Here is a 24,673-nt window from a genome sequence, read left to right as displayed (position 1 = left end):
CACTACTCAACGGCCGCCCACCTACGCCGACTGAACTTCAACCGCAAGCGCAGGCGCCGGTGCAGCACCGGTTCCAGCGCATCGGGGGCGATGCACTGGCTCTGGCCGAACAGCCGCCCCGGCCGGCGATAACGCAGCACTACCAGGGCGGGCAAGGCGAGGCTGTCGCGGCGCAGTTGCACCTGCTGCCAGCCCGTGGCCGCGCTGAACAGGTGCCAGCCAGAAGGATCACGGCGCAGGCCGGTGACGGCACGCGGGTGGGTAAGCAGGATATGCCGGGGCACGACCCAGGCTGCGTGTGCCAGGCAAAGCGCCAGGCCAAGCAGGGTCATGTATAGCGAAATGGCCAGCAGGCACAGCGCGATCAGCGCCAGCAACTGGCATGCGAGGTAGGCCGCCAGCAGGACCCGCGAGCCCTGCCAGCGACACTCGAAGCGGTCACTTGGGCTGGACACGGTCCAGGATCATGCGCACCATGCGCTGCAGCTCAGGGTCGTCGGACTCGCTGCGTTCCATGAACCAGCCGAACATGTCCTGGTCTTCACAGGTCAGCAGCCGGACATAGAGCGCGCGGTCGACGTCGTTCAAGGTGCTGTACACCTCCTGGGTAAACGGCACCAGCAGCACGTCCAGCTCCAGCATGCCGCGGCGGCTATGCCAGAAGAGCCGGTTGAGTTCAGATTGTTCGACGACCATGGAGCCCTCCTCAAATTGGCCGCCAGTATACAGGCCGAGCCTGTGAACGGCACAAGGCGTTGGTCTAGGTCGGCTACCTATTTTGCCGACAGCACTCTATGATGACCCCCAGTCCTGATTACCTGCGAAGACCCATGGCCGACTCCGCTTTTTTCTGCCCCCTGTCCCACGAGGGCGTCCTCGCCGTCCGCGGCTCTGACGCCGGCAAGTTTCTGCAAGGTCAACTGACCTGCAACATCAATTACCTCGACGAGCACACCTCCAGCCTCGGCGCGCGCTGCATGGTCAAAGGGCGCATGCAGTCGAGCTTTCGCATCGTGCCCCACGCCGACGGCTTCGTGCTGGCAATGACCCACGAACTGCTCGAGCCGCAACTGGCCGACCTGAAGAAGTACGCCGTGTTCTCCAAGGCCAAGCTCACCGACGAGAGCAGTGCCTGGGCGCGCTTCGGCCTGCAGCATGGCGACAAGGCGTTGCAGGCGCTGGGCATCGAGCCGCCGACGCAAGATGGCGCCATCAGCCGGCACGCCCCCCTGTTCGCGATTGCCGTATCGCCGGGCCGCACCGAACTGTGGGTACCGGCCGAACAGGCCGCAGCCGTACGCGAGCAACTGGCCGAGCACCTCGACGAAGGCCCGCTGGATGCCTGGCTGCTGGGGCAGATCCGCGCCGGTATCGGCCAGGTGATGGCCCAGACCCGCGAGCTGTTCATCCCGCAGATGATCAACCTGCAGGCCGTGGGTGGCGTCAGCTTCAAGAAGGGTTGCTATACCGGGCAGGAAATCGTCGCGCGCATGCAGTACCTGGGCAAGCTCAAGCGTCGCCTGTATCGCCTGGCCCTGGCCGAGGGTACTGCTCCGGCCCCTGGCACCGAGGTGTTCTCCCCTACCCATGCCTCATCGGTGGGTGAGGTGGTGCTGGCCGCCACGAGCGCGCAGGGCAGCGAGCTGCTGGCGGTGCTGACTGCCGATGCGGTAGCAGACGACAACCTGCACCTGGGCAGCCCCGAGGGCCCGCGCCTGGAACTGCTGAGCCTGCCTTACGAACTGGACCGCGATCGCGAAATCCAGCGCTGAGCCCACCTGCCCCGCCGCGTGTGGCGGTGGGGCCCCTGAATGCGCTAGAGAATCCACGATGAACACGCTGGCCCAGATCGTTGAAGCACAATTGCTCAGCGCCATCGACAACGATGACCTGGTGCTGCCGACCTTGCCGGAAGTGGCCCTGAGCATCCGCGAAGCGGCTGAAGACAGCGAGATCAGCGTCAGCACCCTGAGCAAGGTGATCGGCCGTGACGCCGCGTTGTCGGCACGCCTGATCAAGGTGGTCAACAGCCCCTTGCTGCGTGCGGCCACCGAAGTCACCGACCTGCAGACCGCCATCACCCGCATGGGTATCAACTACAGCTGCAACCTGGCCATCGGCCTGGTGATCGAGCAGATCTTCCATGCGCGCTCACCGGTGGTCGAACAGAAAATGCGTGAAATATGGGCCAAGAGCCTGGAAGTGGCCGGCATCAGCTATGAGCTGTGCCTGCGCTTCACCCAGCTCAAGCCCGACCAGGGCGCCCTCGCCGGGCTGGTCCACCAGATCGGCGCATTGCCGATCCTGACCTATGCCGAAGAACACAACGAACTGCTCTCCGACCCGGTCTGCCTGAACCATGTGATCGACCTGATCCACCCGGTACTGGGCGACAAGATCCTCAGCGTGTGGGAATTTCCCGAGCAACTGGCCGGGCTGCCGAGCCTGTCGCAGAACCTGGAGCGCAGCACCGACAAGCTCGACTATGTCGACATCGTGCAGATCGCGCGCACCCTCAGCGATGGCAACGAACATGCCCTGGCGCGCCTGCCGGCGATGCGTCACCTGAAGCTGCCACCCAACAGCCACCTGCAGGTCAGCGAGCTGATCGGCGCCAAGCACATGTTTCGCGCCTGATCAGTCGCCCGGGTTGAAGCTGACCCGAACCTTGAGCCCGCCGCGCTCGCCATCGTGCAGGCTGATCTGCGCCAGGTGCGCGCGGCAGATCTCACCGACGATGGCCAGCCCCAGGCCGGTGCCCTGCGCACTGCGCCGATAGAAGCGTTCGAACACCCGCTCGCGCTCCTGCGGGGGAATCCCCGGCCCGTCGTCCTCCACCTCCAGCACCGCCGGGGCCGTCACCCGCAGAATCACGTTGCCATTGGCCGGGGTGTGCGCCAGGGCGTTGTCCACCAGGTTGCTCAGCAATTCGTTGAGCAGCGTCGGCTCGCCGCGTATCCACACCGGCGCCTGTGCTTCCAGTGCCAATGCCACACCCCGTGCATGCGCCAGCGGCGCCATGGCCATGCCCAGCTCGCGGGCCAGCTGGCTGAGGTCGAGCAACTGTGCACCGCCCTCGGCAATGGCGCGCGCACCGTTCTCCACCCGTGCCAGCGACAGCAGCTGGTTGGCCAGGTGGGTCAGCTTGTCGGTGCCCTGGGCCGCCAGTTCGAGCGTGGTGCGCCACTCCTGCGGGTCCTTGGCGCGCAGGCCCAGTTCCACCCGCGCCTTGAGCGCCGCCAGGGGGGTGCGCAACTCGTGCGCGGCGTCGGCGATGAACTGCGCCTGGCGCTCGAACTGGCCCCGCAGGCGCTCGGTGAAGTGATTCAGTGCACGCACCAGCGGCCCCAGTTCGCGCTGAACCTGAACCACCGGCAGGGCGCGCAGGTCGTCGGGCTGGCGTTCTTCCACGGCGCTGCGCAGGCGCTCCAGCGGGCGCAATGCGGCGCTGACCGCAAACCACACCAGCAGCAACGCCCCCATCGCCAGCATGCCCAGGCGCAGCAGGGTATCGGCCATCAGGCTGCGGGCCATGCTCACGCGCGCCTCTTCGGTTTCGGCCACGCGGATCTCCGCCATGCCGTTCATGTTCGGCTCGCTCACCGCCTTGAGCAGGCTGACCACCCGCACGTCCTGGCCCAGGTAGCGCGCATCGTAGAAGCGCGCCAGGGCCGGATAGTCATCGGTACGCGGGGTATCGGGCGGCGGTGCGGGCAGGTTTTCGTAGCCGGAAATCAGGCGTTGATGGATGTCGTTGACCTGGTAGTAGATCCGCCCCGCGCTGTCGTAGGCAAAGGTGTCCAATGCCACGTAGGGCACATCGGCGCTGAGGGTGCCGTCGCGTTGCGAGAGCCCTGCGGCGATGGTGCGCGCCGAGGCCAGCAGGGTACGGTCATAGGCAGTGTCGGCGGCCTCGCGACCGTTCCAGTAGGCACTCAGCCCGCTGGCCACCATCAGCACCACCAGCAGCAGGGCGAGGTTCCACAGCAGGCGCCCGCGCAGGCTGCCGGCGTCACGCATCACGGTGCTCGAGCAGATAGCCCAGCCCACGGAAGGTGACGATCGCCACGGCATGACCGTCGAGCTTCTTGCGCAGGCGGTGCACGTAGATCTCGATGGCGTCGGGGCTGGCCTCCTCGTCCAGGCCGAACACCTGCGCCGCCAGTTGCTCCTTGCTCATCACCCTGCCAGGGCGGGCGATCAGCGCCTCGAGCACGGCCTGTTCGCGGGAGGTCAGGGCCAACAGCTCGCCCCCCAGGGTGAAGCGCCGGGTATCCAGGTCGTAGACCAGCGGGCCGCAGGTCTGCTGGCGCTCGCCACCGAGCACGCTGCGGCGCAGCAGGGCCTTGACCCGCGCCTCCAGCTCGGTCAGTTCGAACGGCTTGGCCAGGTAGTCGTCAGCCCCCAGGTTCAGGCCGTGCACGCGGTCCTTGACGTCGCTGCGGGCGGTCAGCATCAGCACCGGCACGGTCTTGCCGCGGGCCCGCAGGCGCGCCAGCACCTCGAAGCCGTCCATGCGCGGCAGGCCCACATCGAGCACCGCCACGGCATATTCCTCGCTGGCCAGGGCCAGGTCGGCAGCAACTCCATCGTGCAGCACATCCACCGTCAGGCCGGTGCTCTTGAGGGCCTGGGCCACGCTCTCAGCCAGTTGCAGATGGTCTTCGACGAGCAGTACACGCATCGATTTCTCCTGGTCGTGTCGCGTTCAATGGCGCGGAGTTTACAGCGCGGCGGGCGCCTGTGAAGCCATCGAAACATTGAAAGGCCACTGAAAGGTTAGCGAAAGGTTGAGCCCCTAGCATCGCCTGACGGCCCGTTGTACAGGCCGTAGATCGAACCGAAGCGTTCGACCCGAATAAGAACAATAACGGAGTCACCCCACGATGCTGTCCACCCAGCCTCAGGCGCCTGCGCCTGCCCGTCGCCTGCACCCTCGTCCCTCTGCCATCGCCAGTGCCCTCGCCTTTGTCGGCGTCGCCCCGCTGAGCCAGGCCGCGTTCGTCGAAGACAGCACCGCCACCTTCGAAACACGCACCATGTACTTCAACCGCGATTTCCACAACGAGCCCAGCACCACGCAATCCAAGCGCGAGGAATGGGCCCAGGGCTTCATGCTCAACCTGGAATCGGGCTACACCGAAGGCACCGTCGGCTTCGGCGTCGACGCCCTGGGCATGCTCGGGGTCAAGCTCGACTCCGGCAAGGGCCGCACCGGCACCGGCCTGCTGCCGACCCATGACGACGGGCGCGCCGCCGACGAGTACTCCAAGCTCGGCCTGACCGGCAAGGTCAAGGTGTCGGCCACCGAGCTGAAGGTCGGTACGCTGATCCCGCAAACGCCCACCCTGCGCCCCAACGACGGGCGCATCCTGCCGCAGACCTTCGAGGGCGGGCTGCTGACCTCCCAGGAAATCAGGCACCTGACCTTCACCGGTGGCCGCCTTGAAAAGGTCAAGGACCGCAACGACACCAACAAGGAAGACATCGCCCTCAACAACAAGAACGGTCGCTTCCTGGGCACGGCCGAAGGCAACCATTTCGACATGGCCGGAGTGGACTACAAGCTCACCGACCGCATCACCGGCAGCTATCACTTCGCCCAGCTCGACGACGTGTACCGCCAGCACTTCGTCGGCCTGCTCGCGACCCAGCCGTTCGGCCCGGGCACCTTCGGCGCCGATGTGCGTGTGGCGTTCAGCGGCGACCAGGGCCAGGCCCGCGGCGGCAGGATCGACAACACCGCCTTCGGCAGCCTGTTCAGCTATGCCCTCGGCGGCCACAAGCTGAGCACCGGCTACCAGCGCCTGTCGGGCGACAGCGCCTTCCCCTACGTCGATGGCGCCGACCCCTACCTGGTCAACTTCGTGCAGATCAACGACTTCGCCCAGGCCGACGAGCGCTCCTGGCAAGTGCGCTACGACTACGACTTCGCCAAGCTCGGCGTACCCGGCCTGAGCTTCATGAGCCGCTACCTCAGTGGCGACAACGTCAGCCGCGCCGGCGGTGGCGAAGGCAAGGAGTGGGAGCGCAATACCGAATTCAAGTACGTGGTACAGAGCGGCGCCCTGAAGAACGTCGCCGTGCGCCTGCGTAACGCCACCTTCCGTTCCAACTTCTCCCGCGACGCCGACGAAGTGCGGCTGCTGGTGAGCTACAGCGTGGCGCTTTGGTAATCCGCCCATAACAACAATGTTCACGGAGACTGACGATGACTTTTTCACTGCGCAAGATCGCCCTGGCCACCGGCTGCCTGCTGCTGGCCGGCAACGTGCTGGCCGCCGAACCCAAACGCCCCGAGTGCATTGCCCCGGCCTCGCCCGGCGGCGGCTTTGACCTGACCTGCAAGCTGGTGCAGAGCGCGCTGCTCAACGAGAAGATCCTGAGCAAGCCGATGCGCGTCACCTACATGCCCGGCGGAGTCGGCGCGGTGGCCTACAACGCGGTGGTGGCCCAGCGCCCGGCCGACGCCGGCACGCTGGTGGCGTGGTCCAGCGGTTCGCTGCTGAACCTGGCCCAGGGCAAGTTCGGCCGCTTCGACGAGAACGCAGTGCGCTGGCTGGCAGCGGTAGGCACCAGCTACGGCGCCATCGCGGTGAAAAAGGACTCGCCCTACAAGACCCTCGATGACCTGGTGGCGGCACTGAAAAAAGACCCTGGCAAGGTGGTGATCGGCTCGGGCGGCACCGTTGGCAGCCAGGACTGGATGCAGACCGCACTGATTGCCAAGGCCGCCGGCATCAACCCGCGCGACCTGCGCTATGTGGCACTGGAAGGCGGTGGCGAGATTGCCACCGCATTGCTGGGCGGGCACATCCAGGTGGGCAGCACGGACATCTCCGACTCGATGCCGCACATCCAGAGCGGCGACATGCGCCTGCTGGCGGTGTTCTCCCCCGAACGCCTGGACGAGCCCGAGATGAAGGACATCCCTACCGCCAAGGAACAGGGCTACGACATCGTCTGGCCAGTAGTACGCGGGTTCTACCTGGGGCCGAAGGTGAGCGACGAGGACTACGCCTGGTGGAAGGCATCGTTCGACACGCTGCTGGCCTCGGATGAATTCGACAAGCTGCGTGACCAGCGCGAGCTGTTCCCGTTCGCCATGACCGGTGAAGCGCTGGACGTGTATGTGAAGCAGCAGGTAGCGGACTACAAGGCACTGGCCCAGGAATTCGGACTGATCCAGTAACCCATCGCTTCACCTGTAGGAGCCGGCCTTGCCGGCGAATCACCGCGGTCCCGCCAGGTCGGTGGCGCGTCATTCGCCGGCAAGGCCGGCTCCTACGGGTGCAGGTTTGCCCTTCGAGGATTCCCCCATGATCCTGCAACGCCTTTTCGCCCTGACCCTGCTGGCCGCCTGCGCCGCACTGGCCGTCATGGCCTGGCCCTACCAGGCCGCCTTCTCCTACGAACCGGTCGGCCCGCGCGCCTATCCGTTGCTGATGCTCGGCCTGATGGCCATCGCTCTGCTCTACCTGGCGATCCGTCCCACGCCCATCGTGCGCAAGGACGACGAACCAGAGCTGGACCGCGCCAGCCTGATCAAGATCGGCCTGTGCACCGGCCTGCTGCTGGTGTTCGCCGCCACCTTCGAATCCCTGGGCTTCATCCTCAGCAGCACGCTGATCGGCATCCCCATGGCGCGCCTGTACGGCGGACGCTGGCTGCCCAGTGCGGTCATCGTCGGATTGATGAGCATCGCCCTGTACCTGCTGTTCGACCGCGCCATGGATGTGCCCCTGCCCCTGGGCCTGCTCGACGTTCTGGAGAATTGACATGGATACTTTCAGCTACCTCGGCCAGGGCTTCGGCGTCGCCCTGAGCCCCTACAACCTGGTGACTGCACTGTGCGGCACCCTGATCGGTACGGTGGTCGGCCTGCTGCCGGGCCTGGGCCCGATCAACGGCGTGGCGCTGCTGATCCCCATCGCGTTCGCCCTGGGCCTGCCGCCGGAATCGGCGCTGATCCTGCTGGCCGCGGTGTACCTGGGCTGCGAATACGGCGGGCGCATCAGCTCGATCCTGCTCAACATCCCCGGTGAAGCCTCCACCGTGATGACCACCCTGGACGGCTACCCCATGGCTCGCCAGGGCCTGGCCGGGGTGGCGCTGTCGCTGTCGGCCTGGAGCTCGTTCATCGGTGCGTTCATCGCCACCTGCGGCATGGTGCTGTTCGCCCCGCTGCTGGCCAAGTGGGCGATCGCCTTCGGCCCGGCGGAGTATTTCGTGCTGATGGTGTTCGCCATCGTGGCACTGGGCGGCATGGCCGGCGACAAGCCGCTCAAGACCTTCATCGCCGCCCTGATCGGGCTGTTCCTTTCGGCCGTGGGCATCGACGCCAACAGCGGTGTGTACCGCTTCACCGGCGACAGCATCCACCTCACCGACGGCATCCAGTTCGTGGTGCTGGTGCTGGGCCTGTTCTCCATCAGCGAGATCCTGTTGCTGCTGGAAAAGACCCACCACGGGCACAAGGCCGTGGAAGCCACCGGACGCATGCTGTTCAACCTCAAGGAAGCCGCTTCGGTGTTCGTGGTGAACATCCGCTGCGGCCTGCTCGGCTTCTTCATGGGCGTGCTGCCCGGGGCCGGTGCGACCCTGGCCAGTGCCGTGGCGTACATGACCGAAAAACGCCTGGCCGGTGCCAGCGGCACCTTCGGCAAGGGTGACAAGCGCGGCCTGGCCGCTCCGGAAACCGCCATCGGCGCCTCCTGCTGCGGCGCCCTGGTGCCGATGCTGACCCTGGGCGTACCGGGCTCGGGTACCACGGCGGTGATGATCGGTGCCTTGAGCCTGTACAACATCACCCCCGGCCCGCTGCTGTTCGAACAGCAGCCGGATATCGTCTGGGGCCTGATCGCCTCGCTGTTCATCGCCAACATCATGCTGGTGATCCTCAATATCCCCATGGTGCGCCTGTTCACCCGCATCCTGTCGGTGCCCAACTGGGCGCTGGTGCCGGTGATCGCGATCATCACCGCGATCGGCGTGTATGCGGTGCATGCCACCACCTTCGACCTGTTCCTGATGATCGGCATCGGCATCTTCGGCTACATCCTGCGCAAGCTGGACTTCCCGCTGTCGCCGCTGCTGCTGGGCTTCATTCTCGGCGGGCTGATGGAGCAGAACCTGCGCCGGGCGCTGTCGATCTCCAACGGTGAACTGGAGATTCTGTGGGCCAGCCCGATCAGCCTGGGGGTGTGGGCGATGGTCGCGTTGATGCTGACCCTGCCGCTGCTGCGTATCTGGCGCCGCCGCAGCGCCCAGCGTCGTGCCCTGGCCGATGTCTGAATCCACCTTGCGCACCTGGTGGGCCACTCCACTGGTCGGCCTGGCCGGCGGGTACCTCGCCAGCCTGGTCGGCTGGCCGCTGCCATGGATGGTCGGCTCGCTGCTGGCGGTGATTCTGGTGCGCTGCCTGACGCCCTGGCAGATCGGTGAAATACCCAACGGGCGCAAGTGCGGCCAGTGGGTCATCGGCGTCGGCATCGGCCTGCACTTCACCCCCCAGGTGGTCGAACAGGTGGCCAGCCATTTCGGCTTGATCTTCTTCGGCGCGCTGATCACCAGCGTATCCAGCCTGATCGGCGTATGGCTGTTGCTGCGCACCGGTGAAGACCGGGCCACGGCGTTCTTTTCCAGCATGCCGGGCGGCTCGGGCGAGATGGTCAACCTGGGTGCACGCAACGGCGCAGTGCTCAGCCGCGTCGCCGCCGGGCAGAGCCTGCGGGTACTGGCGGTCGTGCTGTGCGTGCCCGCAGCGTTCAAGTTCCTGCTCGGCGACGGCGTACCGTTGAGCCACGCCGGTACGGTGGATGGTTACTGGCTGGCGTTGATCGCGCCGCTCGGGGTGCTGGCCGCACTGCTCTGGCAGCGCCTGCGCCAGCCCAACCCGTGGCTGTTCGGCCCGCTGCTGGTGGCCTCGAGCATCAGCATCGGCGCCAACCTGCACACCGGCCTGCCCGACGGCGCCAGCCAGCTCGGCCAGTGGCTGATCGGCAGCGGCCTGGGCTGTCACTTCAACCGCGCGTTCTTTCGTCGCGCGCCGTCGTTTCTGGGCCGTACCCTGGTCGCCACGGCGCTGACCATGCTGCTGGCGGGCCTCGCGGCCTGGGCCTTGAGCGCGTTGACGGCGCTGGACCTGCGCTCGCTGACCCTGGGCATGATGCCCGGCGGTATCGCCGAAATGAGCCTGACCGCCGAAACCCTGCAACTGTCGGTACCGCTGGTGACCGCGCTGCAGGTGATGCGCCTGCTGTTCGTGCTGTTTCTGGCCGAGCCGTTGTTCCGGCACTGGGCGGGCGAACGAACATCCGCCAACCCCTGAAACGAGAAAAGGAAGCCGAGGCTTCCTTTTCTTTTCTACTGCTCGCCTGATCAGAAGCGATAGCTTGCGCCGAGGCTGAAGCTGTACGGCATCTCGATGTTCTTGCCGTTCATGTAGCCAGCCTCGCCGTACACCTGGAAGTCCTTGGCGACGGTCCAGGCAACCCCTACGCCCAGCTCGGCGCGCGAACCGGACAGGTCGTTGTTGAACACGTTGTCGTTCACCTGCACCTGGTTGCGCTGTGCGAACTCATGGGCAAACGCGGCCTTCACGTAGGGCTGGATCATGCTGTCGCCGCCCAGCGAGATGGTCTTGCCGAGCGTGGTACCGACCTTGCCCAGCAGCGAGCGGCTGACATCGCCATTGGCGTCGAAGCCGTTGTCAAGGGTGAAGTCCTTGCCGGCCACCGCCGCAGCGGCCACCTGGGCGAAGGGTTCGATGAAGTAGCCATCGTCGAGCTTGATGTGCTTGCCGACTTCGACCGAGGCGCTCATGCCGTGGGTGTCGTAGTCGCCCTTGGTGCGGGTGCCATCGCTCAGGCCGACCTTGGCGTCATTCTGGTAGCGGTTGTACTTGAGCACGCTGTCGACGTAATAGCCGCTCTCAGGGTCCATCCAGGTGGCGTAGCCGCCCACATAGTAGCTGTCGATGCTGCCCGAACTGCCGTAGCTCAGGTTCAGGTCCGAGCGGCTGTGGCCGGCCAGCAGGCCCAGGGTCCAGTTGCTTTCGCCCAGTTGCGCATCGGCCCCGAAGGTCAGCCCGCGCTGGTTCTGCTGGTACCCTACGCCCGACGAGGCGTCGGCAATGTTGTGCTGGTTGCCGTAGGCACGCATCCACACCCCGGCGTTCTTGCCCTGGTTGTAACGCAGTTCCCCCATGCGGCTGCGCAGCGAGGTCATTTCGCCGTAGGCGATGGTGATCGGGGTGTTGAACAGGGCCATGACCGTGCGGGTCATCGGGCTGATGGTGCGGGTTTCCCTGTCCAGGTACCAATCCTGGCCGTCCTTCACCAGCTTGTAGGAGTAGGCACCCAAGTCTACTTCCTGGCGATCGTTGAGCAGGCTGAACTGCGCATCGCCCGAGCCCGTATGAACCAGCTGCAGGCGTTCCACGCTGGCGGGGTCGGTACCGCTGGTGCCGACCATCAGCCCATGGGTGCCGCTGGCGTTGCCGGTGACGTTCAGGAAATCGGTGGCGCCGCTGGCGAAGTTGGACGCCATGTAGAACTCGCCATTGCCCGACAGGCTCTGCACATTCAGTTCATAGAACGAGTTTTCGTCGCCGAAGGTGATGCGGCCCCCGGTCATGGCCAGGTCGCCGATGGTGTTGTTGGCGTTCAGGGTCCAGTTGGAGTTGCTGTTGATGTTTACCTGCTGCACACCGTTCAAGTTGCCGGTGAGTTGCGAGCGGTTGTCAAGCGCCAACGACGCGTTGGCACCAGGTGTAACAACTACATCCCCCACCAGAGACGCCTGATCAAGTTTCAGGTTAGCGGTGGCGGTATCAGCAATTTGCACATTGCCGCGCAACGAAGAAGCTGCCACGTTCAGGTTGGCCGTGGCAGGGCCCTGGACCTCAAGAATGACGCCGTTACCACCGTTCAAGGTCGAACCATTTCTAACATTGATTTCAGCGACTGTATCAGTGCGCACCAGAACTGCAGGGCCCGTACCGCCAGTGGCACTGGAGTTATCCAAGGTGAGTGTCGGCGCTTGCGAATTGATGGCTGACTCGCGCCCGATGCGAACTCCGGCCGCTGTACCGTTGAATTGCGTACCGGAAGTAGCGGTGACAGTGCCGCCAAGGATCGCTAGGCCGATGCCGTCGGCATTGCTGCCAGTGACCGTGGTCCCGCTGATGTTCAATGTGCTCCTGGCGGACACCTGGGCCCCCAGCCTAGCGCCGGTAATAGTGCTGTTGCTGACAGTGGCGGTGGACGGTGCGGCCCCTACCCGTGCTATGGCCATCCCGACAGCGCCCGTTGAGGAAACAACTGCCCCATTCACGGTCGCGTTGCTGCCAAACAGGTGCAAGCCGTTGGAACTGCCGCCCGAGATAGTGCCGCCATTGAGCTGCACGGTCGACGCGGTAACACGAATGGCCAACGTGGAAGCATCCTGGGTAGTTAGCACTGCACCATTGACGAGATCATAAGTATCCGGTGCATCTGCAGCGGTAAGTGTCAGCGTCTGGTTATCAACTAGAATGGCCAATGCCTGCTCACTTGCAAGCGCCCATGGCAATAGCATCAACATATTCACAAATACAAATAGCGGCTTTTTTGCGCTTGTTTTATCGATTGTAGTTCGCATGCATGGACCCCTTGAAAAATAATCAGTTGAATTGAGGCGACTGCCTCGACTCGTAACTTCAAAGGTACATAGCCTAGGGGTATTGAATAGTGAGATATGTAGGAAATTTCCTAGGTAGCTTGCATTTAATTCCTCACCAACGCAGCGTGCTGGGGTTTCCCCCAGCACGCGACTGTCAGCTCTGAGGCAGACACAAACCGCCACCTGGCTTACGCAGGGCATAACGCACGGCCGATGCCTGAGAGCTACCCGGAATATTACCGGCCTTTACGATCCGCCAACTGGCGCGGAACGACCCCAATTCATAGTACTTGCCAGGCTGGTCAGCGATTTCGAAGTAAGACTTGAGCAGTGGCAACACACGCTCGATTCGATTTGAAGTAGCCTCTTGATCACTGACAACCACCGGTATTTCCCGCGTCCTGTCAGTGACAACTATTGAACCGGCCTTATCGCTGCACACGCTGAGTGTAATAAATACAAGATCATCTTTGGATAACACTCCCGCACGCTCTGCGATCGCCAACCTGATACCGTCTGGCAAAGGACGAGGACGTTCACAATTCAATATACCCAAAGCGGTCACTGGCGTTGTACCCGGTACATCGCTGCTACCGCCAATGCGATCCGGGAATGTCACTTTTGCAGTTACCGTCACGGTGGCAATACTGACCTCTACGCTGCCATCGACCGCCTGTTGCGGGTTGCCGGTGGTTTCGGTTTCCTGGATTTCGTAACCGATCGCGATGGTGCCATTGCCCAGGCTCTCGACGAAATTCCAGGGAATCGGGATAGAGATGACAGTCCCCGGTGTTTCGCCTGCGGCGATGGTGTGTGTAACTGCATTGTCTTTTCGACCATAGAACAACCGGACGAACTCACCCACTTTCGCATTCTCGTACACGGTAAAGAGCAGAACCGCACCTGAGCCGACATCCGCTGGGCGAATAAAACCAGGTTGTTTCGAACTGTTGCCTTGAGCGCGAACCGGTACCAGCGTGGCGTTGATCGGTCCAGGCCCGACAGGGTCGGGGCCTATGGTGGTCAAGTCAACCGCCACCTCGGTGTCGGGCGATGTCCAGGTGTTCTTGCCACGAATGACGTCATACCATACCCGTACCGCTGGGTCTTTCACCTGGTCATTGGGCAAAGCAATCTCATCCCAGTTAAAGGTGACCCGATCATTCGGCCAGATAATGACTTTTACAGTGTCCTCATCACGGTAATACACCCGAATTTCATCGCCTGCCTGAGCGTTTTTAAAAGCCGGCACGATAGCTTCCACGCCAGTGCGGGCGTCCTCCCGACTAATCGGTGCAGCGGGTACCAGCGGCTTCAGCAGGTCCTCGGGTTCGGGGGTCAGACGCACCGTCAGGTGAACCGGGATGGAAAAGTCCGAGCGATTCCCAGCCCGGTCCTCAAGCTTGTACTGGAGCACCGAAACACCTTCGCCAATCGCTTTGATAGTGTCCTCATCGAGTTCGATGTCGAAGCCATCGTCCTCTGCCTCTGGGGGAACGTCGCCACTGCGAACAGGTACCGGGTTACCAGCGATGTACAACTGATATTTGTCGCCCGGGTAATAATCAAAATAGGGAGGAACATGAAGCGTCAATGTACCGCTGTGCTCAGCAAGGTATTTCAGGGTAACGACGCCATCAGTCACGTCGGCAGGGTACTCGATTGGCGCGGGGTTATCGTTCAACGCGGGGTCCAGCAAATCCAGTGTCAGCAGTTGAATTTCAGATTCTTCTTTGTTGCCCGTCTCATTACTATACACCGAGTAACCAATCAATTTGATACCATCCCCGCCCACTTTCAAACTGTTGAAAGGGATGACAAAACGACCAGGAAGATCGGTGGCAGCAACAGGCACTTCAAACTTGTAGGTGTACTGCACACCGTCTTCTACGCCGTTGACAACCGGAACACCATTTACATGCAGAGTTACATAATCGAAACTGCCATCATCCCCCCCCGAAGGCACCCACAATGGAATCTCCAACATTAGCCCCGACTTGAACTGGTCTCGGTGAAAAAGATTGACCTTACCATCGTCTGCAGCAGGCAATACATTATCCATCACAAAATCTTCAACTGCATTCACCCCGCCGACGCTCATCACCCCGAACCCCGTGGGCGCCTTGGCTGCTTTAAGTTCATTACTGTGCGTAACAACTGCTTGAAGACCCTCTTCCAATGCAGTTTTATTATCCTGATCACGTTTGGCCCGGTACTCTGCAATCGCGGGATTTTTTGCCTTGGCGGCTTCACCGGTATTTGCCTTTTCTAAAATAGTCATCTTGACTCTCCATTTCAGGTAGATTTGCTAAACACACAACAGGCACGTGACGTTTCCTCAATCAGCCTGTGCGCCGCTGATTGCTTCATACGTTCGATACTTGCTAATGCCGCTACCACGTTCCTACGTCAGGTGCGAAGTACCTGGCCGATTTAACCGCGGCTAAACGTTGCTACCATCACATACCGAGCCATTCGGAAGTTGTAGCGATATGAAAGTCATCTCCCGATCGGATTCACCACCCTGTCCATCCGCTCTGGCCACTCTGTAATTCACTACTGCAACCCCCTCGACATCCTTGCCATCTGCCTCATTGGCACGCTTAAGGGGTTGCAGGACCAAATCGGCAAAGCGTGTCATCGTAAACATAAAGCCGTTATTAACCTGCGCCGGGGTAGACAGCTTGATGGGATCGAAATAAACAACATCAGTCAGTGATCCCGTGGGGGGCGTTGATGAAGCCCCCTCAAGAGTGCGAAACAGTTGCCAGGACACTTCGACGTTGTCCCCTACGCCCCACAATCCAGGGTTGCCTGGCACGCTGATACGTATACCGTTCCAGGGTTTTTTCTGGCAGTTGATCCACCCCCAGAGCGTGACATCAGGAAATTTTACCGGTTTGAAGCCAACGATTGGCTGGACAGCAACCCGCACATGCGTATCACGGGCACGATGGCGGTTGACGCCATTGAACGTCCAGTAGAACACCGCAATCGCGGGCCCATCTCCCGCAGCCAGCACTGCGGCATAGGGCACGGGGGAAAACCTGACGACGCTGCCTGCGGTATCGCCTGCCTTCACGGTGTAGGTAGCGACCACGTCGGCGTTATTACCCCAATACAATTCAAGTATTTCGCCTGGCTCAGGCACTGCATACAGCGTCACCTCGACAGTGACTGGCAGGTTCATGTCCTGGCGGGTCAGGATGTTGTCACCTGTTCTGCCTTTCACCACTACCGGCTTTAGCAATCGGTGAATAGGATCGGGGCCTTCAGGGTCGGGGCCTGCGACACTCAGGTCTATCTCGAATGCAACTGTTGAGGAGGTTGAGGTGATTTCCCGAGTCAGCGTGTAGTACACCTTGCAAGCAGTGCGCCCCGAAAAGCCATCGGCGGCCAGGGTTTCCCACGCCACAGGCAACCTAACGGGCCAGGTGGCGGTGGACGGTACGGTGTAAGGTGCCAATGTGCGTCCATTCCAATAGGCTTGCAGGGTGTCCCCAGTACGCGCGTCTACGATACGTGGAATATGCACCTGCACACCGCGACGGGCGTCCTCAAGGTCGACCAAACCATCTTCAGCCAGCGGCACCTGAGGCGCAGGCAGCACAATTGGCTGCGCCACATTCACGGTCAGGGGCAAGGACAAGGAGATGGCTCCCCGATTGCTAGCGCGATCCATCAGCCAGTAGTAGAGCACTCGCGAACCGTTGGCTTTCCTGCGAACATCGTCGCCCCTGATCGTCAACTCGACAAAGCCCTGATCCTTGTGCGACTGCTGGATCTGCAGCCTCGCCAGGGGGTCGAACAGGGGGCCTTTCGACGGTTCAAGGAAGACTTCGATCACATCCTCCAACCGCACGTCCGGCCACAGCTCGACCCTGACGATAACCCTGTCGTTGTTGCGTACCAGGTAAGCTTGATCGATGGTGCGCGTGTTTTCATTCAATGCGGGGGGATTACCGGCCTGGCCGTTGTTGGGGGCGGTCTTGTCAAGAAACACTGCGGCGGGCTGGGAGGTCTCCGGGTTGAGTACCTCTGTGATCCATACCCGGTAGGAAACGTAGAAGATTCCTTGAGTGCGCAGGTAGGGCTCAGGTATAGCCGCATCCAGCGGAAAAAGGTCTGCGGGATCGGCCGTCATTGGCACTTCCCAGCTTCCAACCACTACACCGTTTTCAGCCCCACTCGATACGGCGCTGCCCCATATCAGATCAAAATGCAGTATTGCGCCATCAAAATAGTCTTGTTCGTAACCTGGCCAGGCACTCTCGATGAGAACTGCCAGCGGCCGGGTCTGATTGGCCAGTGGAATTGTATACACCCCTGCCTCGTCGGCCAGCAGAGGCAGTGCAGCAGGAACCCGCAATGTAGGCAGAATCAAAATACCGATCGATTGGCCGCTGCGGCCTGACCCCATCATGCTCAGTTTGGTCATCTGCGTATTCCTCGGGCCTGGTGGTCAAAACCATTTCAGGGCGCTGCTCGACTCTCGCCTCTCACAGCCATGGCGCAAATGTAATGGCGGAATACGCTTCGCGAAACTGACAGAAATACCAGGTAGGTGCGCTTACAACGCCGGTAGCGCCCACTGCACCGGCGCCAGCCCGTGCTGTTCCAGAAACTTGTTGGCCCGGCTGAAATGCCCGCAGCCGATGAAGCCACGGTAGGCCGACAACGGTGAAGGATGCACCGACTTGAGCACCAGATGCTTGGTACCGTCGATCAGCGCAGACTTGCTCTGGGCATGCTTGCCCCACAACAGGAACACGGTGGCGGGCTGGCGCTCACTGACCAGCTGGATGATGCGGTCGGTGAACGACTCCCAGCCTTTTTTGGCATGCGACGCGGCAATCGAGCGCTCCACGGTCATGGTGGTATTGAGCAGCAGCACGCCCTGTTCGGCCCAGCTCTGCAGGTAGCCGTGGTTCGGGATCGGGATGTTCAGGTCGCGCTGCAACTCCTTGTAGATGTTCACCAGCGACGGCGGCGCGGGCACCCCAGGCTGCACCGAGAAGCACAGGCCGTGTGCCTGGCCCGGGCCGTGGTAGGGGTCCTGCCCCAGAATCACCACTTTGACCTGGTCCAGCGGTGTGGAGTTGAGCGCATTGAAGATCAGCGGCCCCGGGGGATAGATCTCCTTGCCGGCCGCATATTCCTGACGCAGGAACTCACGCAGTTGCTGCATGTAGGGCTGTTCGAATTCGCCGCGCAGAGCGTCTTTCCAGCTCGGTTCGAGTTTGATGCGGTCATCGTTGGTCATGGGCACTCCCGTAGGCAATGGGGGCGGACACTAGGAAAGCTGCCAGCGCTTGTCAATCGATCCGACCGGCGACCGGCATGATCGCTGACAGTAGCCATACTTGTCGGGATAACCGCAGTGAGGTGGCCCATGGCCGTAGCGTTCGAAGTACTCACCGGCGTCGATGGCGCCCGCATCGGCGTTGCCAGCCTGGATGCGCCCCAGTCGCTCAACGCCCTGTCGTTGCCGATGATCGAGCAGTTGAGCACCCACCTGCAAAGCTGGGCCAAGGATGACGGCATCGTCTGCGTGCTGCTGCGCGGGCTGGGTGACCGGGCGTTCTGCGCGGGGGGCGATGTGCGCAGTCTTGTGGAGGCGTGCCGCGCACAGCCTGGTGAAGTGCCGCCGCTGGCGGCGCGTTTCTTCGCCGCCGAGTACCGGCTCGACTATGACCTGCACCATTACCCCAAGCCTCTGCTGTGCTGGGGGCACGGGCATGTGCTGGGCGGCGGCATGGGCCTGCTGCAGGCCAGCACGGTACGCATCGTGACCCCGAGCAGCCGACTGGCGATGCCGGAAATCAGTATCGGCCTGTACCCGGACGTGGGCGCCAGCTGGTTTCTGAACCGGCTGCCAGGGCGTCTTGGCCTGTTCCTTGGGCTGACTGGCGCGCCGATCAATGCACGCGATGCACTGGACCTGGGCCTGGCGGACCGCTTCATGGGCGAAAACCAGCAGGACGAGTTGATTGAAGGGCTGTTGCAACTGAACTGGCAGGAGCAGACCGCGATGCAGCTCAACAGCCTGCTCAAGGCGTTGCAGCAGCAGGCGCTGGCCGAGTTGCCGCCGGCCCGATGGCTGCCACGCCGGGCGCAGATCGACGCGCTGCTCGACGTCAGCGACCCGGCCTGTGCCTGGCGGGCGATCGCACAGTGGCGCATGCACGACGACGAGGTCCTGGCCAAGGCGGCACGCACCCTCACCGAAGGCTGCCCGCTGACCGCGCACCTGGTGTGGCAGCAGATCGCGCGGGCGCGCTACCTGTCGCTGGGGCAGGTGCTGCAGATGGAATATGCGATGAGCCTGAACTGCTGCCGGCATCCGGAGTTCAGCGAAGGGGTACGCGCGCGCCTGGTGGACAAGGACCAGACGCCGCATTGGCATTGGCAGGAAGTTGCTCAGGTCCCCCAGGCAGTGGTACAGGCGCACTTCAGCAAGGCATGGGAGGGGCGGCATCCGCTGGCTGACCTTGTGTGAAGCCAGCGAATGCGATGTTCACCGGTGCGAGTTGCGATCGCCCCAGCCGTTGTCGCTGCGACCCCGGTCACGCCCATGATCGCGCCCATGGTCATTGTCCCGCCCCTGATGCCACTGCTGCCCCTGACCATAGCGCGGGGTCTGGTAGTAACGCCCTGGGGCGGGGCGCACATTGTAGTAGCCATGCCCAGGTACCGGGCGGTACTGAGGCACGGGCGCCGGGCGGTAGTAACGCGGCGCGGGGGCGTAATAGCGAGGCTGCGGCACCACGTAGTACCCCCTGTTATAGGGATAACCACGGTCGTAACCACGGTATTCATAGCGGTCCACGGTGTACACATCACTGCGGTAGTAGCCCTGGCCACCGTAATACGGAGCACAGGCGGTGGTCAGCACACCCAGCACAACAATCAGCAAAAGTCGGCGATACATGGCGGCCTCCCGGACCGCTGAACTGCACATCCCAGCGGCGCTGGTCGGCGTCGATCGGCAAGCGTTCATCGACATAGGCTAAGACCACCGAATCGACGTGCCGTGCGTTTTTCGAAATAAATTGTGACAAGGCCGATACCCCTGAAAATCGTCCAGTTATTTTCTGCGCGCCCCTCTAGAATAAGACGCATCGGTACCCGTCACGGATCTGCCATGCCGCTTCGTTACGCCCTGTTCTCGCAACGCTCGTTGATGCTGGCATTGCTGTTGTTGCTTGGCTGCGACTTTCTGGCCACGTCGCTGCTCAGCTACTTTGCCTCGCGCAGCGAGATCCGCGACAACATCATCAACACCGAGCTGCCGCTGACCTCCGATACCGTCTACTCCGAAATCCAGCGGGACCTGGTGCGCCCGGTGGTGATCGCCTCGATGATGGCCCAGAACACCTTCCTGCGTGACTGGGCCCTGGCCGGCGAACAGGACCCGATGCCCATCACCCGCTACCTCAATGAAGTGATGGCGCATCAGAATGCCTACACGGCGTTTTTTGTCTCCGAGGCCAGCGGCATCTACTACCAGGCCAAGGGCGTACTCAAGCATGTCGACCCGCGCACCGAGCGGGACCGCTGGTACGCACGCGTCAAGGCGATGGACACGCCCTACGAGATCAACGTCGACCTGGACATGGCCAACCAGGACAAGCCCACCGTCTTCATCAACTACAAGGTGTTCGACTACCAGGGCAGGTTCATCGGCGCGGCTGGCGTCGGGCTGACGGTCGAAGCGGTGATCAGGCGCCTGAGCGACTACCAGTTGCGCTATCAGCGTACGGTGTATTTCGTCGATGCCAGCGGTCGCATCGTGCTCACCGGGTCTGCCGGCGGCCCCGAAGGCGTACACAGCGGGCTCACGCTGCGCGAGGTGCCAGCGCTGGCCGACCTGCAGCAGAAAATGCCCGTGCCGGTGGAGGGCAACCGCGAATACAACCATGATGGGCACAGCCACTTTCTCAATGTGCGCCTGATCCCCGAGCTCGACTGGTACCTGTTCGTCGACAAGCGCGACGGCACGGCCCTGGACAGTGCACGCCAGTCGCTGTACATGAACCTGGTGATCTGCGCGATGATCACCCTGGTGGTGCTGGCGCTGCTCAATGCGATGATCCGTCGCCATCAGGACAACATCCAGACCCTGGCAACCCTCGACAGCCTGACCGGCCTGCCCAACCGACGCGCCTTCGACCTGCTGGCGGCACAGGCCCTGCGCGACACCGAGCGCGAGCCCATGCCGCTGGTGGCACTGCTGCTCGACCTGGACCACTTCAAGGTCCTCAACGATACCCACGGCCATCTGGCCGGCGACGAAGTGCTGCGCCAGTTCGCGCGCATCCTGGAAAGCTGCCTGCGCCATACCGACATCATCTGTCGTTGGGGCGGCGAGGAGTTTCTCGTGCTGCTCAAGAACACCGACGCCGACGCCGCACGGGCGGTTGCCGAAAAGATTCGCCTGCGCACCGAGCAACTGGCCTTCGGCTATGCCGACAAGGTGCTCGACCTGACCGTGAGCATCGGCTTGAGCGCCCATCGGTCCGACGATACCTTGCACACCCTGATCGCCCGCGCCGATGATGCGCTGTACCGCGCCAAACAGGGTGGACGCAATCGCGTCTGCTCGGAACTGTAAAACGTCGCCCCCGGTAGCCACCACCATGAACGATACCCGCCTGTGCCCCGCCTGCGGCGCCAGCAACCAGTGCAGCCTCGCCGACCCGCGCAGCGCCACCCAGGCCTGCTGGTGCTACAGCGTGCAGATCGATCCCCGCGTGCTCGAAGCGCTGCCGGCGCATTTGCGCAACAGTGCCTGCCTGTGCCCGCGATGCGCCCAGGTCGATGCCCGATTGCAGGCAGCCAAGCCTGCGCCGAACCGTTAGACTGCGCGCCCACCTCTGTACGCCCAACCGCCATGCGCCTCGACCGTTTTCTCAGCAACTTGCCATGTTTCAACCGCCAGCAGGTGCGCCTGCTGCTGGTGCAACGACGGGTGCGGGTGGATGGCGTGGCCATCGCCGACCCGCACCATGAGGTACGCGAGTTCAGCCGCGTCGAGGTCGACCAGCAGGTGCTGCAAGCCGGGCGTGCACCGCGCTACCTGATGCTGCACAAGCCGATGGGTTGCGTCAGCGCCACCGTCGACCCGCAGCACCGCACCGTGCTCGACCTGCTCGACGAACCCGACCGGAACGACCTGCACATCGCCGGGCGCTTGGACTTCAACACCACCGGGTTGCTGCTGCTGACCAACGATGGCCAGTGGTCACGTCGCCTGACCCAGCCCAAGACAGGGCTGGCGAAAACCTACTACGTCGAGACCGAGCAGCCGATCACCGACACCTATGCGCCAACCTTTGGCCAGGGCATCTACTTCGCCTTCGAAAACCTCACCACCCTCCCCGCCGAGCTCACCCTGCTGGGCAGCCACAGCGCGCGCCTGAGCATCGTCGAGGGGCGCTATCACCAGGTCAAACGCATGTTCGGCTTCTTCGACAACAAGGTCACGCGCCTGCACCGCGAGCGCATGGGCCCGCTGCACCTGGACCCGCAGCTGGCCCCGGGGCAATACCGTGCGCTGAGCCAGGATGAAATCCTGGCCATCTGACGCCACGACCGCTCGGCAAAAAAATCATCGATTGCGCCAACGGCACTTGCGGGTTGGCCGGGCGCCTGCTTGAATCCAACCGTCAGTCTGCATGTGACCAATCGGTCACGAACGCAGTCCAAGGCACCTTTCTGCAGGTGACCGGCGCCCCGAAGCGCTGGCGTCCGGCAGATTGCCCACCTAACAACAATACCCGTCGACCAGCCGGCAACGGATCGACACAGGGCCCCTCGTTTCATTTCAAGGCGTATGCCTACCTGTCATGAAGACCGGGCAAGCTTGCTTGCACGGATACCCTTTTTGCGCCAGGAGTCGATGACATGAGGCCAGAAATTGCTGTGCTGGATATACAGGGTCAGTACCGGGTTTACACGGAGTTCTATCGCGCGGACGCCGCAGAGAAGACGATCATCCTGATCAACGGCTCGCTCGCCACCACAGCTTCTTTCGCCCAGACGGTGCGCAACCTGCATCCGCAGTTCAACGTCGTGCTGTACGACCAGCCCTACTCGGGCAAGTCCCGGGCACACAACCGCAACGACCACCTGCTGACCAAGGAAACCGAAGGCCGGATCCTGCTGGAGCTGATCGACCACTTCGCCGCCGACCACCTGATGTCGTTTTCATGGGGCGGTGCCTGCACCCTGCTGGCACTGGCCAGCAAGCCGCGGCGCATTCGCAAGGCCGTGGTCAGCTCGTTCTCGCCGGTGATCAACGAACCGATGCGCGACTACCTGGAGCGCGGCTCGCACTACCTGCGCACCTGCGACCGCCAGCAGATGGGCAAACTGGTCAACGACACCATCGGCAAGCACCTGCCCTCGCTGTTCAAGCGTTTCAATCATCGCCACGTCAGCAGCCTGGCCGAGCATGAGTATGCGCAGATGCACTTCCACATCCATCAGGTGCTGGATCACGACCTTGGGCGGGCCCTGCGGGCCGCACAGGCCATCGACATTCCGGTGCTGTTCATGAACGGTGAATGGGACGAATACACCACTGCCCACGACGCCCGGCAATTTTCCCGGCACGTGCGCCACAGCCACTTCAGGCCGATTCGCAGCGCCGGCCATTTCCTGGACATGGAACACAAGGCGGCCTGCCGCGACACCCGCGAGGTGCTGCTGGAGTTTCTAGGCCCGCAACCGCGTGAAACGCGCTCCGCGTATCACTTCGTGCACGGCCAGCATGCGCAGGCCATCTGAGTGGTCGCGGCCAGTGTAGCGCCGGTCTGCGGCAGACCGGCGCTACGGCTCGCGAGCCGCCGATTGCAATAAGGGCTTCAAATCGTCTCGCAGTTCTGGTACAAAGTGCGCCTGAAAGCGGGTGTCGTATAATGGCATTACTCCAGCTTCCCAAGCTGATAACGAGGGTTCGATTCCCTTCACCCGCTCCAGTCACTTCCCCCTCCCCGTTACAAGCCCCCTCAGCACTCGAACCATCCAACTGAATATGCTCGCAGCCTCACATGACAGTGGCTTGCTTACAGGCAGTTCTGGATAATGCCCTTAATCGATACCCCGCATCCAAGACGGATAGCAAGAGGGTGAAAATTTCAGTTGGGTAAATCCATGGGGGATGAGTTGTCCAAGCAAAAGGATCTTAGCCAGTTGCAGATCGACGGAGTTTTCTGCATCAGCCTGCGGGAGCGGACTGACCGTCGAGACCTTTTGACCCGGGAGTTCGAAGGCAGCGGGTTGAACATCGAATTTCTCATCGTGGACCGCGATAGCGAGAATCCCGAGCGGGGCTGCTTCGACTCCCACGTGACCTGCGCAAAAATGGCTCTGGAGCGTAAATATCGGCGGGTACTGGTGCTCGAGGATGACGCCACCCTGCTGACCTTCGACCCACGCCAGGTGCACCAGATCAACACCTTCCTGAACGGGAAGGAACCCGAACTGTTTTATCTTGGAGCGAATCTGGGGAGGGTATGGCTCACCTGGCACAGGGGAATAGCCCGTGTACGGGCCAAAGGTACCCATGCTTACATTCTGTCCAGCAAAGGCTGCGAGCGCCTGGTCAGCCATTCACCCTATACGGGTACGGCGATCGACAAGGTCTATTCAAAGCGATTCCGGGCGTACATGGCCTTCCCCATGCTGAGCCAGCAACAACCCGAGGAGGTCGTTGCAAGCGACGTGCTGGCCGCTCGCTCCACGGACGGCACCTTCCCTGACGCCGCGTACTGGCGCGCAAACTGGCGCAGGCAATATGCAGAGGCGCTCAGAAACATCGGTAAGACGATGCTGTGCAGAGACCTCTGACAGCCGGTCCTGCGCCTCACCCTAAACCCGCCATATGGCGGGTTTTTTGTGGTCACTCCAGCCCCGGCAAGCAATTTGCTGCCCATGCACTCGGTAGGCGGGCAACGCAGGGCACGGTATTCTGCGATAAATCTGCGCCCGCCTGATTCAGATCAAC

General features: G+C 62.5%; 22 protein-coding genes and 1 tRNA gene. 14 read left to right on the top strand and 9 right to left on the bottom strand.

The features are described 5' to 3' along the window. Positions 1-2 precede the first annotated feature (2 nt). Together ACPRTJ_RS16070 and ACPRTJ_RS16065 are read right to left on the bottom strand one after the other, a co-directional pair. Positions 3-455, bottom strand: a complete 453-nt coding sequence (locus ACPRTJ_RS16070) for a protein YgfX (protein ID WP_426427112.1) — start codon at positions 453-455, stop codon at positions 3-5. Continuing rightward, positions 439-696 (bottom strand): succinate dehydrogenase assembly factor 2, encoded by a 258-nt coding sequence (locus tag ACPRTJ_RS16065; RefSeq protein ID WP_043862035.1) that lies wholly within the window; start codon positions 694-696, stop codon positions 439-441. Before ACPRTJ_RS16065 ends, ACPRTJ_RS16070 begins: the two co-directional genes overlap by 17 nt. 134 nt (positions 697-830) lie before the next feature. Between ACPRTJ_RS16065 and ACPRTJ_RS16060 the strand changes: the two genes are divergently transcribed. Together ACPRTJ_RS16060 and ACPRTJ_RS16055 are read left to right on the top strand one after the other, a co-directional pair. After that, a complete protein-coding gene (locus tag ACPRTJ_RS16060) occupies positions 831-1,772 on the top strand; it encodes a YgfZ/GcvT domain-containing protein (RefSeq protein WP_058540940.1) in 942 nt (313 codons plus the stop codon). Positions 1,773-1,830: 58 nt separating this feature from the next. Further along, entirely contained in the window at positions 1,831-2,637 is an 807-nt protein-coding gene (locus ACPRTJ_RS16055) for an HDOD domain-containing protein (RefSeq protein WP_054914777.1), read from the top strand. Here the strand turns inward: ACPRTJ_RS16055 and ACPRTJ_RS16050 are convergent, their stop codons facing one another. Both ACPRTJ_RS16050 and ACPRTJ_RS16045 read right to left on the bottom strand, forming a co-directional pair. Beyond that, positions 2,638-4,020 (bottom strand): sensor histidine kinase, encoded by a 1,383-nt coding sequence (locus tag ACPRTJ_RS16050; RefSeq protein ID WP_043860097.1) that lies wholly within the window; start codon positions 4,018-4,020, stop codon positions 2,638-2,640. Next, positions 4,013-4,684, bottom strand: a complete 672-nt coding sequence (locus tag ACPRTJ_RS16045) for a response regulator (RefSeq protein ID WP_043860096.1) — start codon at positions 4,682-4,684, stop codon at positions 4,013-4,015. Before ACPRTJ_RS16045 ends, ACPRTJ_RS16050 begins: the two co-directional genes overlap by 8 nt. Before the next feature lie 202 nt (positions 4,685-4,886). Between ACPRTJ_RS16045 and ACPRTJ_RS16040 the strand changes: the two genes are divergently transcribed. From ACPRTJ_RS16040 to ACPRTJ_RS16020, 5 genes are all read left to right on the top strand, one after another. After that, positions 4,887-6,176 (top strand): OprD family porin, encoded by a 1,290-nt coding sequence (locus ACPRTJ_RS16040; protein WP_104572010.1) that lies wholly within the window; start codon positions 4,887-4,889, stop codon positions 6,174-6,176. Between the two features lie 35 nt (positions 6,177-6,211). Further along, on the top strand, positions 6,212-7,192 hold the full coding sequence (locus ACPRTJ_RS16035) for a Bug family tripartite tricarboxylate transporter substrate binding protein (protein WP_043860094.1): 981 nt from the start codon (positions 6,212-6,214) through the stop codon (positions 7,190-7,192). A 127-nt stretch (positions 7,193-7,319) separates the two neighbouring features. Beyond that, positions 7,320-7,778 (top strand): tripartite tricarboxylate transporter TctB family protein, encoded by a 459-nt coding sequence (locus tag ACPRTJ_RS16030; RefSeq protein WP_043860093.1) that lies wholly within the window; start codon positions 7,320-7,322, stop codon positions 7,776-7,778. 1 nt (position 7,779) lies between these two features. After that, complete coding sequence (locus ACPRTJ_RS16025; protein WP_043860092.1) at positions 7,780-9,294, top strand: tripartite tricarboxylate transporter permease; 1,515 nt, start codon at positions 7,780-7,782, stop codon at positions 9,292-9,294. Then, positions 9,287-10,330: an AbrB family transcriptional regulator gene (locus tag ACPRTJ_RS16020; protein WP_078480612.1), complete on the top strand. Its 1,044-nt coding sequence runs from the start codon at positions 9,287-9,289 to the stop codon at positions 10,328-10,330. The genes ACPRTJ_RS16025 and ACPRTJ_RS16020 overlap by 8 nt, the downstream gene beginning before the upstream one ends. 50 nt (positions 10,331-10,380) lie before the next feature. Here the strand turns inward: ACPRTJ_RS16020 and ACPRTJ_RS16015 are convergent, their stop codons facing one another. The 4 genes from ACPRTJ_RS16015 to ung form a co-directional block, all read right to left on the bottom strand. Continuing rightward, positions 10,381-11,754, bottom strand: coding sequence for an autotransporter outer membrane beta-barrel domain-containing protein (locus ACPRTJ_RS16015; protein WP_426427111.1), 1,374 nt, complete (start codon positions 11,752-11,754; stop codon positions 10,381-10,383). Between the two features lie 1,063 nt (positions 11,755-12,817). Beyond that, entirely contained in the window at positions 12,818-14,944 is a 2,127-nt protein-coding gene (locus ACPRTJ_RS16010) for a hypothetical protein (protein WP_058540935.1), read from the bottom strand. 162 nt (positions 14,945-15,106) lie between these two features. Beyond that, positions 15,107-17,101: a hypothetical protein gene (locus ACPRTJ_RS16005; protein ID WP_426427110.1), complete on the bottom strand. Its 1,995-nt coding sequence runs from the start codon at positions 17,099-17,101 to the stop codon at positions 15,107-15,109. Positions 17,102-17,233: 132 nt separating this feature from the next. Next, complete coding sequence (gene ung, locus ACPRTJ_RS16000) at positions 17,234-17,926, bottom strand: uracil-DNA glycosylase (protein WP_104572008.1); 693 nt, start codon at positions 17,924-17,926, stop codon at positions 17,234-17,236. Between the two features lie 129 nt (positions 17,927-18,055). Between ung and ACPRTJ_RS15995 the strand changes: the two genes are divergently transcribed. Continuing rightward, the gene (locus tag ACPRTJ_RS15995) at positions 18,056-19,162 is read left to right on the top strand and encodes an enoyl-CoA hydratase/isomerase family protein (protein WP_043860088.1); all 1,107 of its coding nucleotides are present in this window, start codon (positions 18,056-18,058) and stop codon (positions 19,160-19,162) included. An 18-nt stretch (positions 19,163-19,180) separates the two neighbouring features. On the opposite strand, the gene ACPRTJ_RS15990 is transcribed toward ACPRTJ_RS15995, so the two are convergent. Then, positions 19,181-19,594 (bottom strand): hypothetical protein, encoded by a 414-nt coding sequence (locus tag ACPRTJ_RS15990; RefSeq protein ID WP_043860087.1) that lies wholly within the window; start codon positions 19,592-19,594, stop codon positions 19,181-19,183. A 213-nt stretch (positions 19,595-19,807) separates the two neighbouring features. Here ACPRTJ_RS15990 and ACPRTJ_RS15985 point away from each other — a divergent pair, with 213 nt between their 5' ends. The 6 genes from ACPRTJ_RS15985 (at position 19,808) to ACPRTJ_RS15960 (ending at position 24,516) form a co-directional block, all read left to right on the top strand. Beyond that, the gene (locus tag ACPRTJ_RS15985; RefSeq protein ID WP_426427109.1) at positions 19,808-21,277 is read left to right on the top strand and encodes a sensor domain-containing diguanylate cyclase; all 1,470 of its coding nucleotides are present in this window, start codon (positions 19,808-19,810) and stop codon (positions 21,275-21,277) included. Positions 21,278-21,302: 25 nt separating this feature from the next. After that, a complete protein-coding gene (locus tag ACPRTJ_RS15980; protein WP_078480620.1) occupies positions 21,303-21,524 on the top strand; it encodes a cysteine-rich CWC family protein in 222 nt (73 codons plus the stop codon). Between the two features lie 32 nt (positions 21,525-21,556). Beyond that, positions 21,557-22,249, top strand: a complete 693-nt coding sequence (locus tag ACPRTJ_RS15975; protein WP_123752823.1) for a pseudouridine synthase — start codon at positions 21,557-21,559, stop codon at positions 22,247-22,249. 320 nt (positions 22,250-22,569) lie between these two features. Next, positions 22,570-23,454, top strand: coding sequence for an alpha/beta fold hydrolase (locus tag ACPRTJ_RS15970; protein ID WP_313718087.1), 885 nt, complete (start codon positions 22,570-22,572; stop codon positions 23,452-23,454). Positions 23,455-23,571: 117 nt separating this feature from the next. Beyond that, positions 23,572-23,645: transfer RNA gene (locus tag ACPRTJ_RS15965), tRNA-Gly, on the top strand. A gap of 187 nt (positions 23,646-23,832) precedes the next feature. Next, positions 23,833-24,516, top strand: a complete 684-nt coding sequence (locus ACPRTJ_RS15960) for a hypothetical protein (protein ID WP_146094981.1) — start codon at positions 23,833-23,835, stop codon at positions 24,514-24,516. Positions 24,517-24,673: the final 157 nt, after the last annotated feature.

Source organism: Pseudomonas palmensis (genome assembly GCF_049942755.1).
GTDB lineage: Bacteria > Pseudomonadota > Gammaproteobacteria > Pseudomonadales > Pseudomonadaceae > Aquipseudomonas > Aquipseudomonas palmensis.
This window is presented reverse-complemented; position numbering and strand designations above follow the sequence as displayed.

Bases quoted from the DNA above. Each gene is read 5' to 3' on its own strand.
- ACPRTJ_RS16065 (WP_043862035.1), bottom strand. From the start codon at position 696: ATGGTCGTCGAACAATCTGAACTCAACCGGCTCTTCTGGCATAGCCGC.
- ACPRTJ_RS16060 (WP_058540940.1), top strand. From the start codon at position 831: ATGGCCGACTCCGCTTTTTTCTGCCCCCTGTCCCACGAGGGCGTCCTC.
- ACPRTJ_RS16055 (WP_054914777.1), top strand. From the start codon at position 1,831: ATGAACACGCTGGCCCAGATCGTTGAAGCACAATTGCTCAGCGCCATC.
- ACPRTJ_RS16050 (WP_043860097.1), bottom strand. From the start codon at position 4,020: ATGCGTGACGCCGGCAGCCTGCGCGGGCGCCTGCTGTGGAACCTCGCC.
- ACPRTJ_RS16045 (WP_043860096.1), bottom strand. From the start codon at position 4,684: ATGCGTGTACTGCTCGTCGAAGACCATCTGCAACTGGCTGAGAGCGTG.
- ACPRTJ_RS16040 (WP_104572010.1), top strand. From the start codon at position 4,887: ATGCTGTCCACCCAGCCTCAGGCGCCTGCGCCTGCCCGTCGCCTGCAC.
- ACPRTJ_RS16035 (WP_043860094.1), top strand. From the start codon at position 6,212: ATGACTTTTTCACTGCGCAAGATCGCCCTGGCCACCGGCTGCCTGCTG.
- ACPRTJ_RS16030 (WP_043860093.1), top strand. From the start codon at position 7,320: ATGATCCTGCAACGCCTTTTCGCCCTGACCCTGCTGGCCGCCTGCGCC.
- ACPRTJ_RS16025 (WP_043860092.1), top strand. From the start codon at position 7,780: ATGGATACTTTCAGCTACCTCGGCCAGGGCTTCGGCGTCGCCCTGAGC.
- ACPRTJ_RS16020 (WP_078480612.1), top strand. From the start codon at position 9,287: ATGTCTGAATCCACCTTGCGCACCTGGTGGGCCACTCCACTGGTCGGC.
- ACPRTJ_RS16010 (WP_058540935.1), bottom strand. From the start codon at position 14,944: ATGACTATTTTAGAAAAGGCAAATACCGGTGAAGCCGCCAAGGCAAAA.
- ACPRTJ_RS16005 (WP_426427110.1), bottom strand. From the start codon at position 17,101: ATGACCAAACTGAGCATGATGGGGTCAGGCCGCAGCGGCCAATCGATC.
- ung (WP_104572008.1), bottom strand. From the start codon at position 17,926: ATGACCAACGATGACCGCATCAAACTCGAACCGAGCTGGAAAGACGCT.
- ACPRTJ_RS15995 (WP_043860088.1), top strand. From the start codon at position 18,056: ATGGCCGTAGCGTTCGAAGTACTCACCGGCGTCGATGGCGCCCGCATC.
- ACPRTJ_RS15990 (WP_043860087.1), bottom strand. From the start codon at position 19,594: ATGTATCGCCGACTTTTGCTGATTGTTGTGCTGGGTGTGCTGACCACC.
- ACPRTJ_RS15985 (WP_426427109.1), top strand. From the start codon at position 19,808: ATGCCGCTTCGTTACGCCCTGTTCTCGCAACGCTCGTTGATGCTGGCA.
- ACPRTJ_RS15980 (WP_078480620.1), top strand. From the start codon at position 21,303: ATGAACGATACCCGCCTGTGCCCCGCCTGCGGCGCCAGCAACCAGTGC.
- ACPRTJ_RS15975 (WP_123752823.1), top strand. From the start codon at position 21,557: ATGCGCCTCGACCGTTTTCTCAGCAACTTGCCATGTTTCAACCGCCAG.
- ACPRTJ_RS15970 (WP_313718087.1), top strand. From the start codon at position 22,570: ATGAGGCCAGAAATTGCTGTGCTGGATATACAGGGTCAGTACCGGGTT.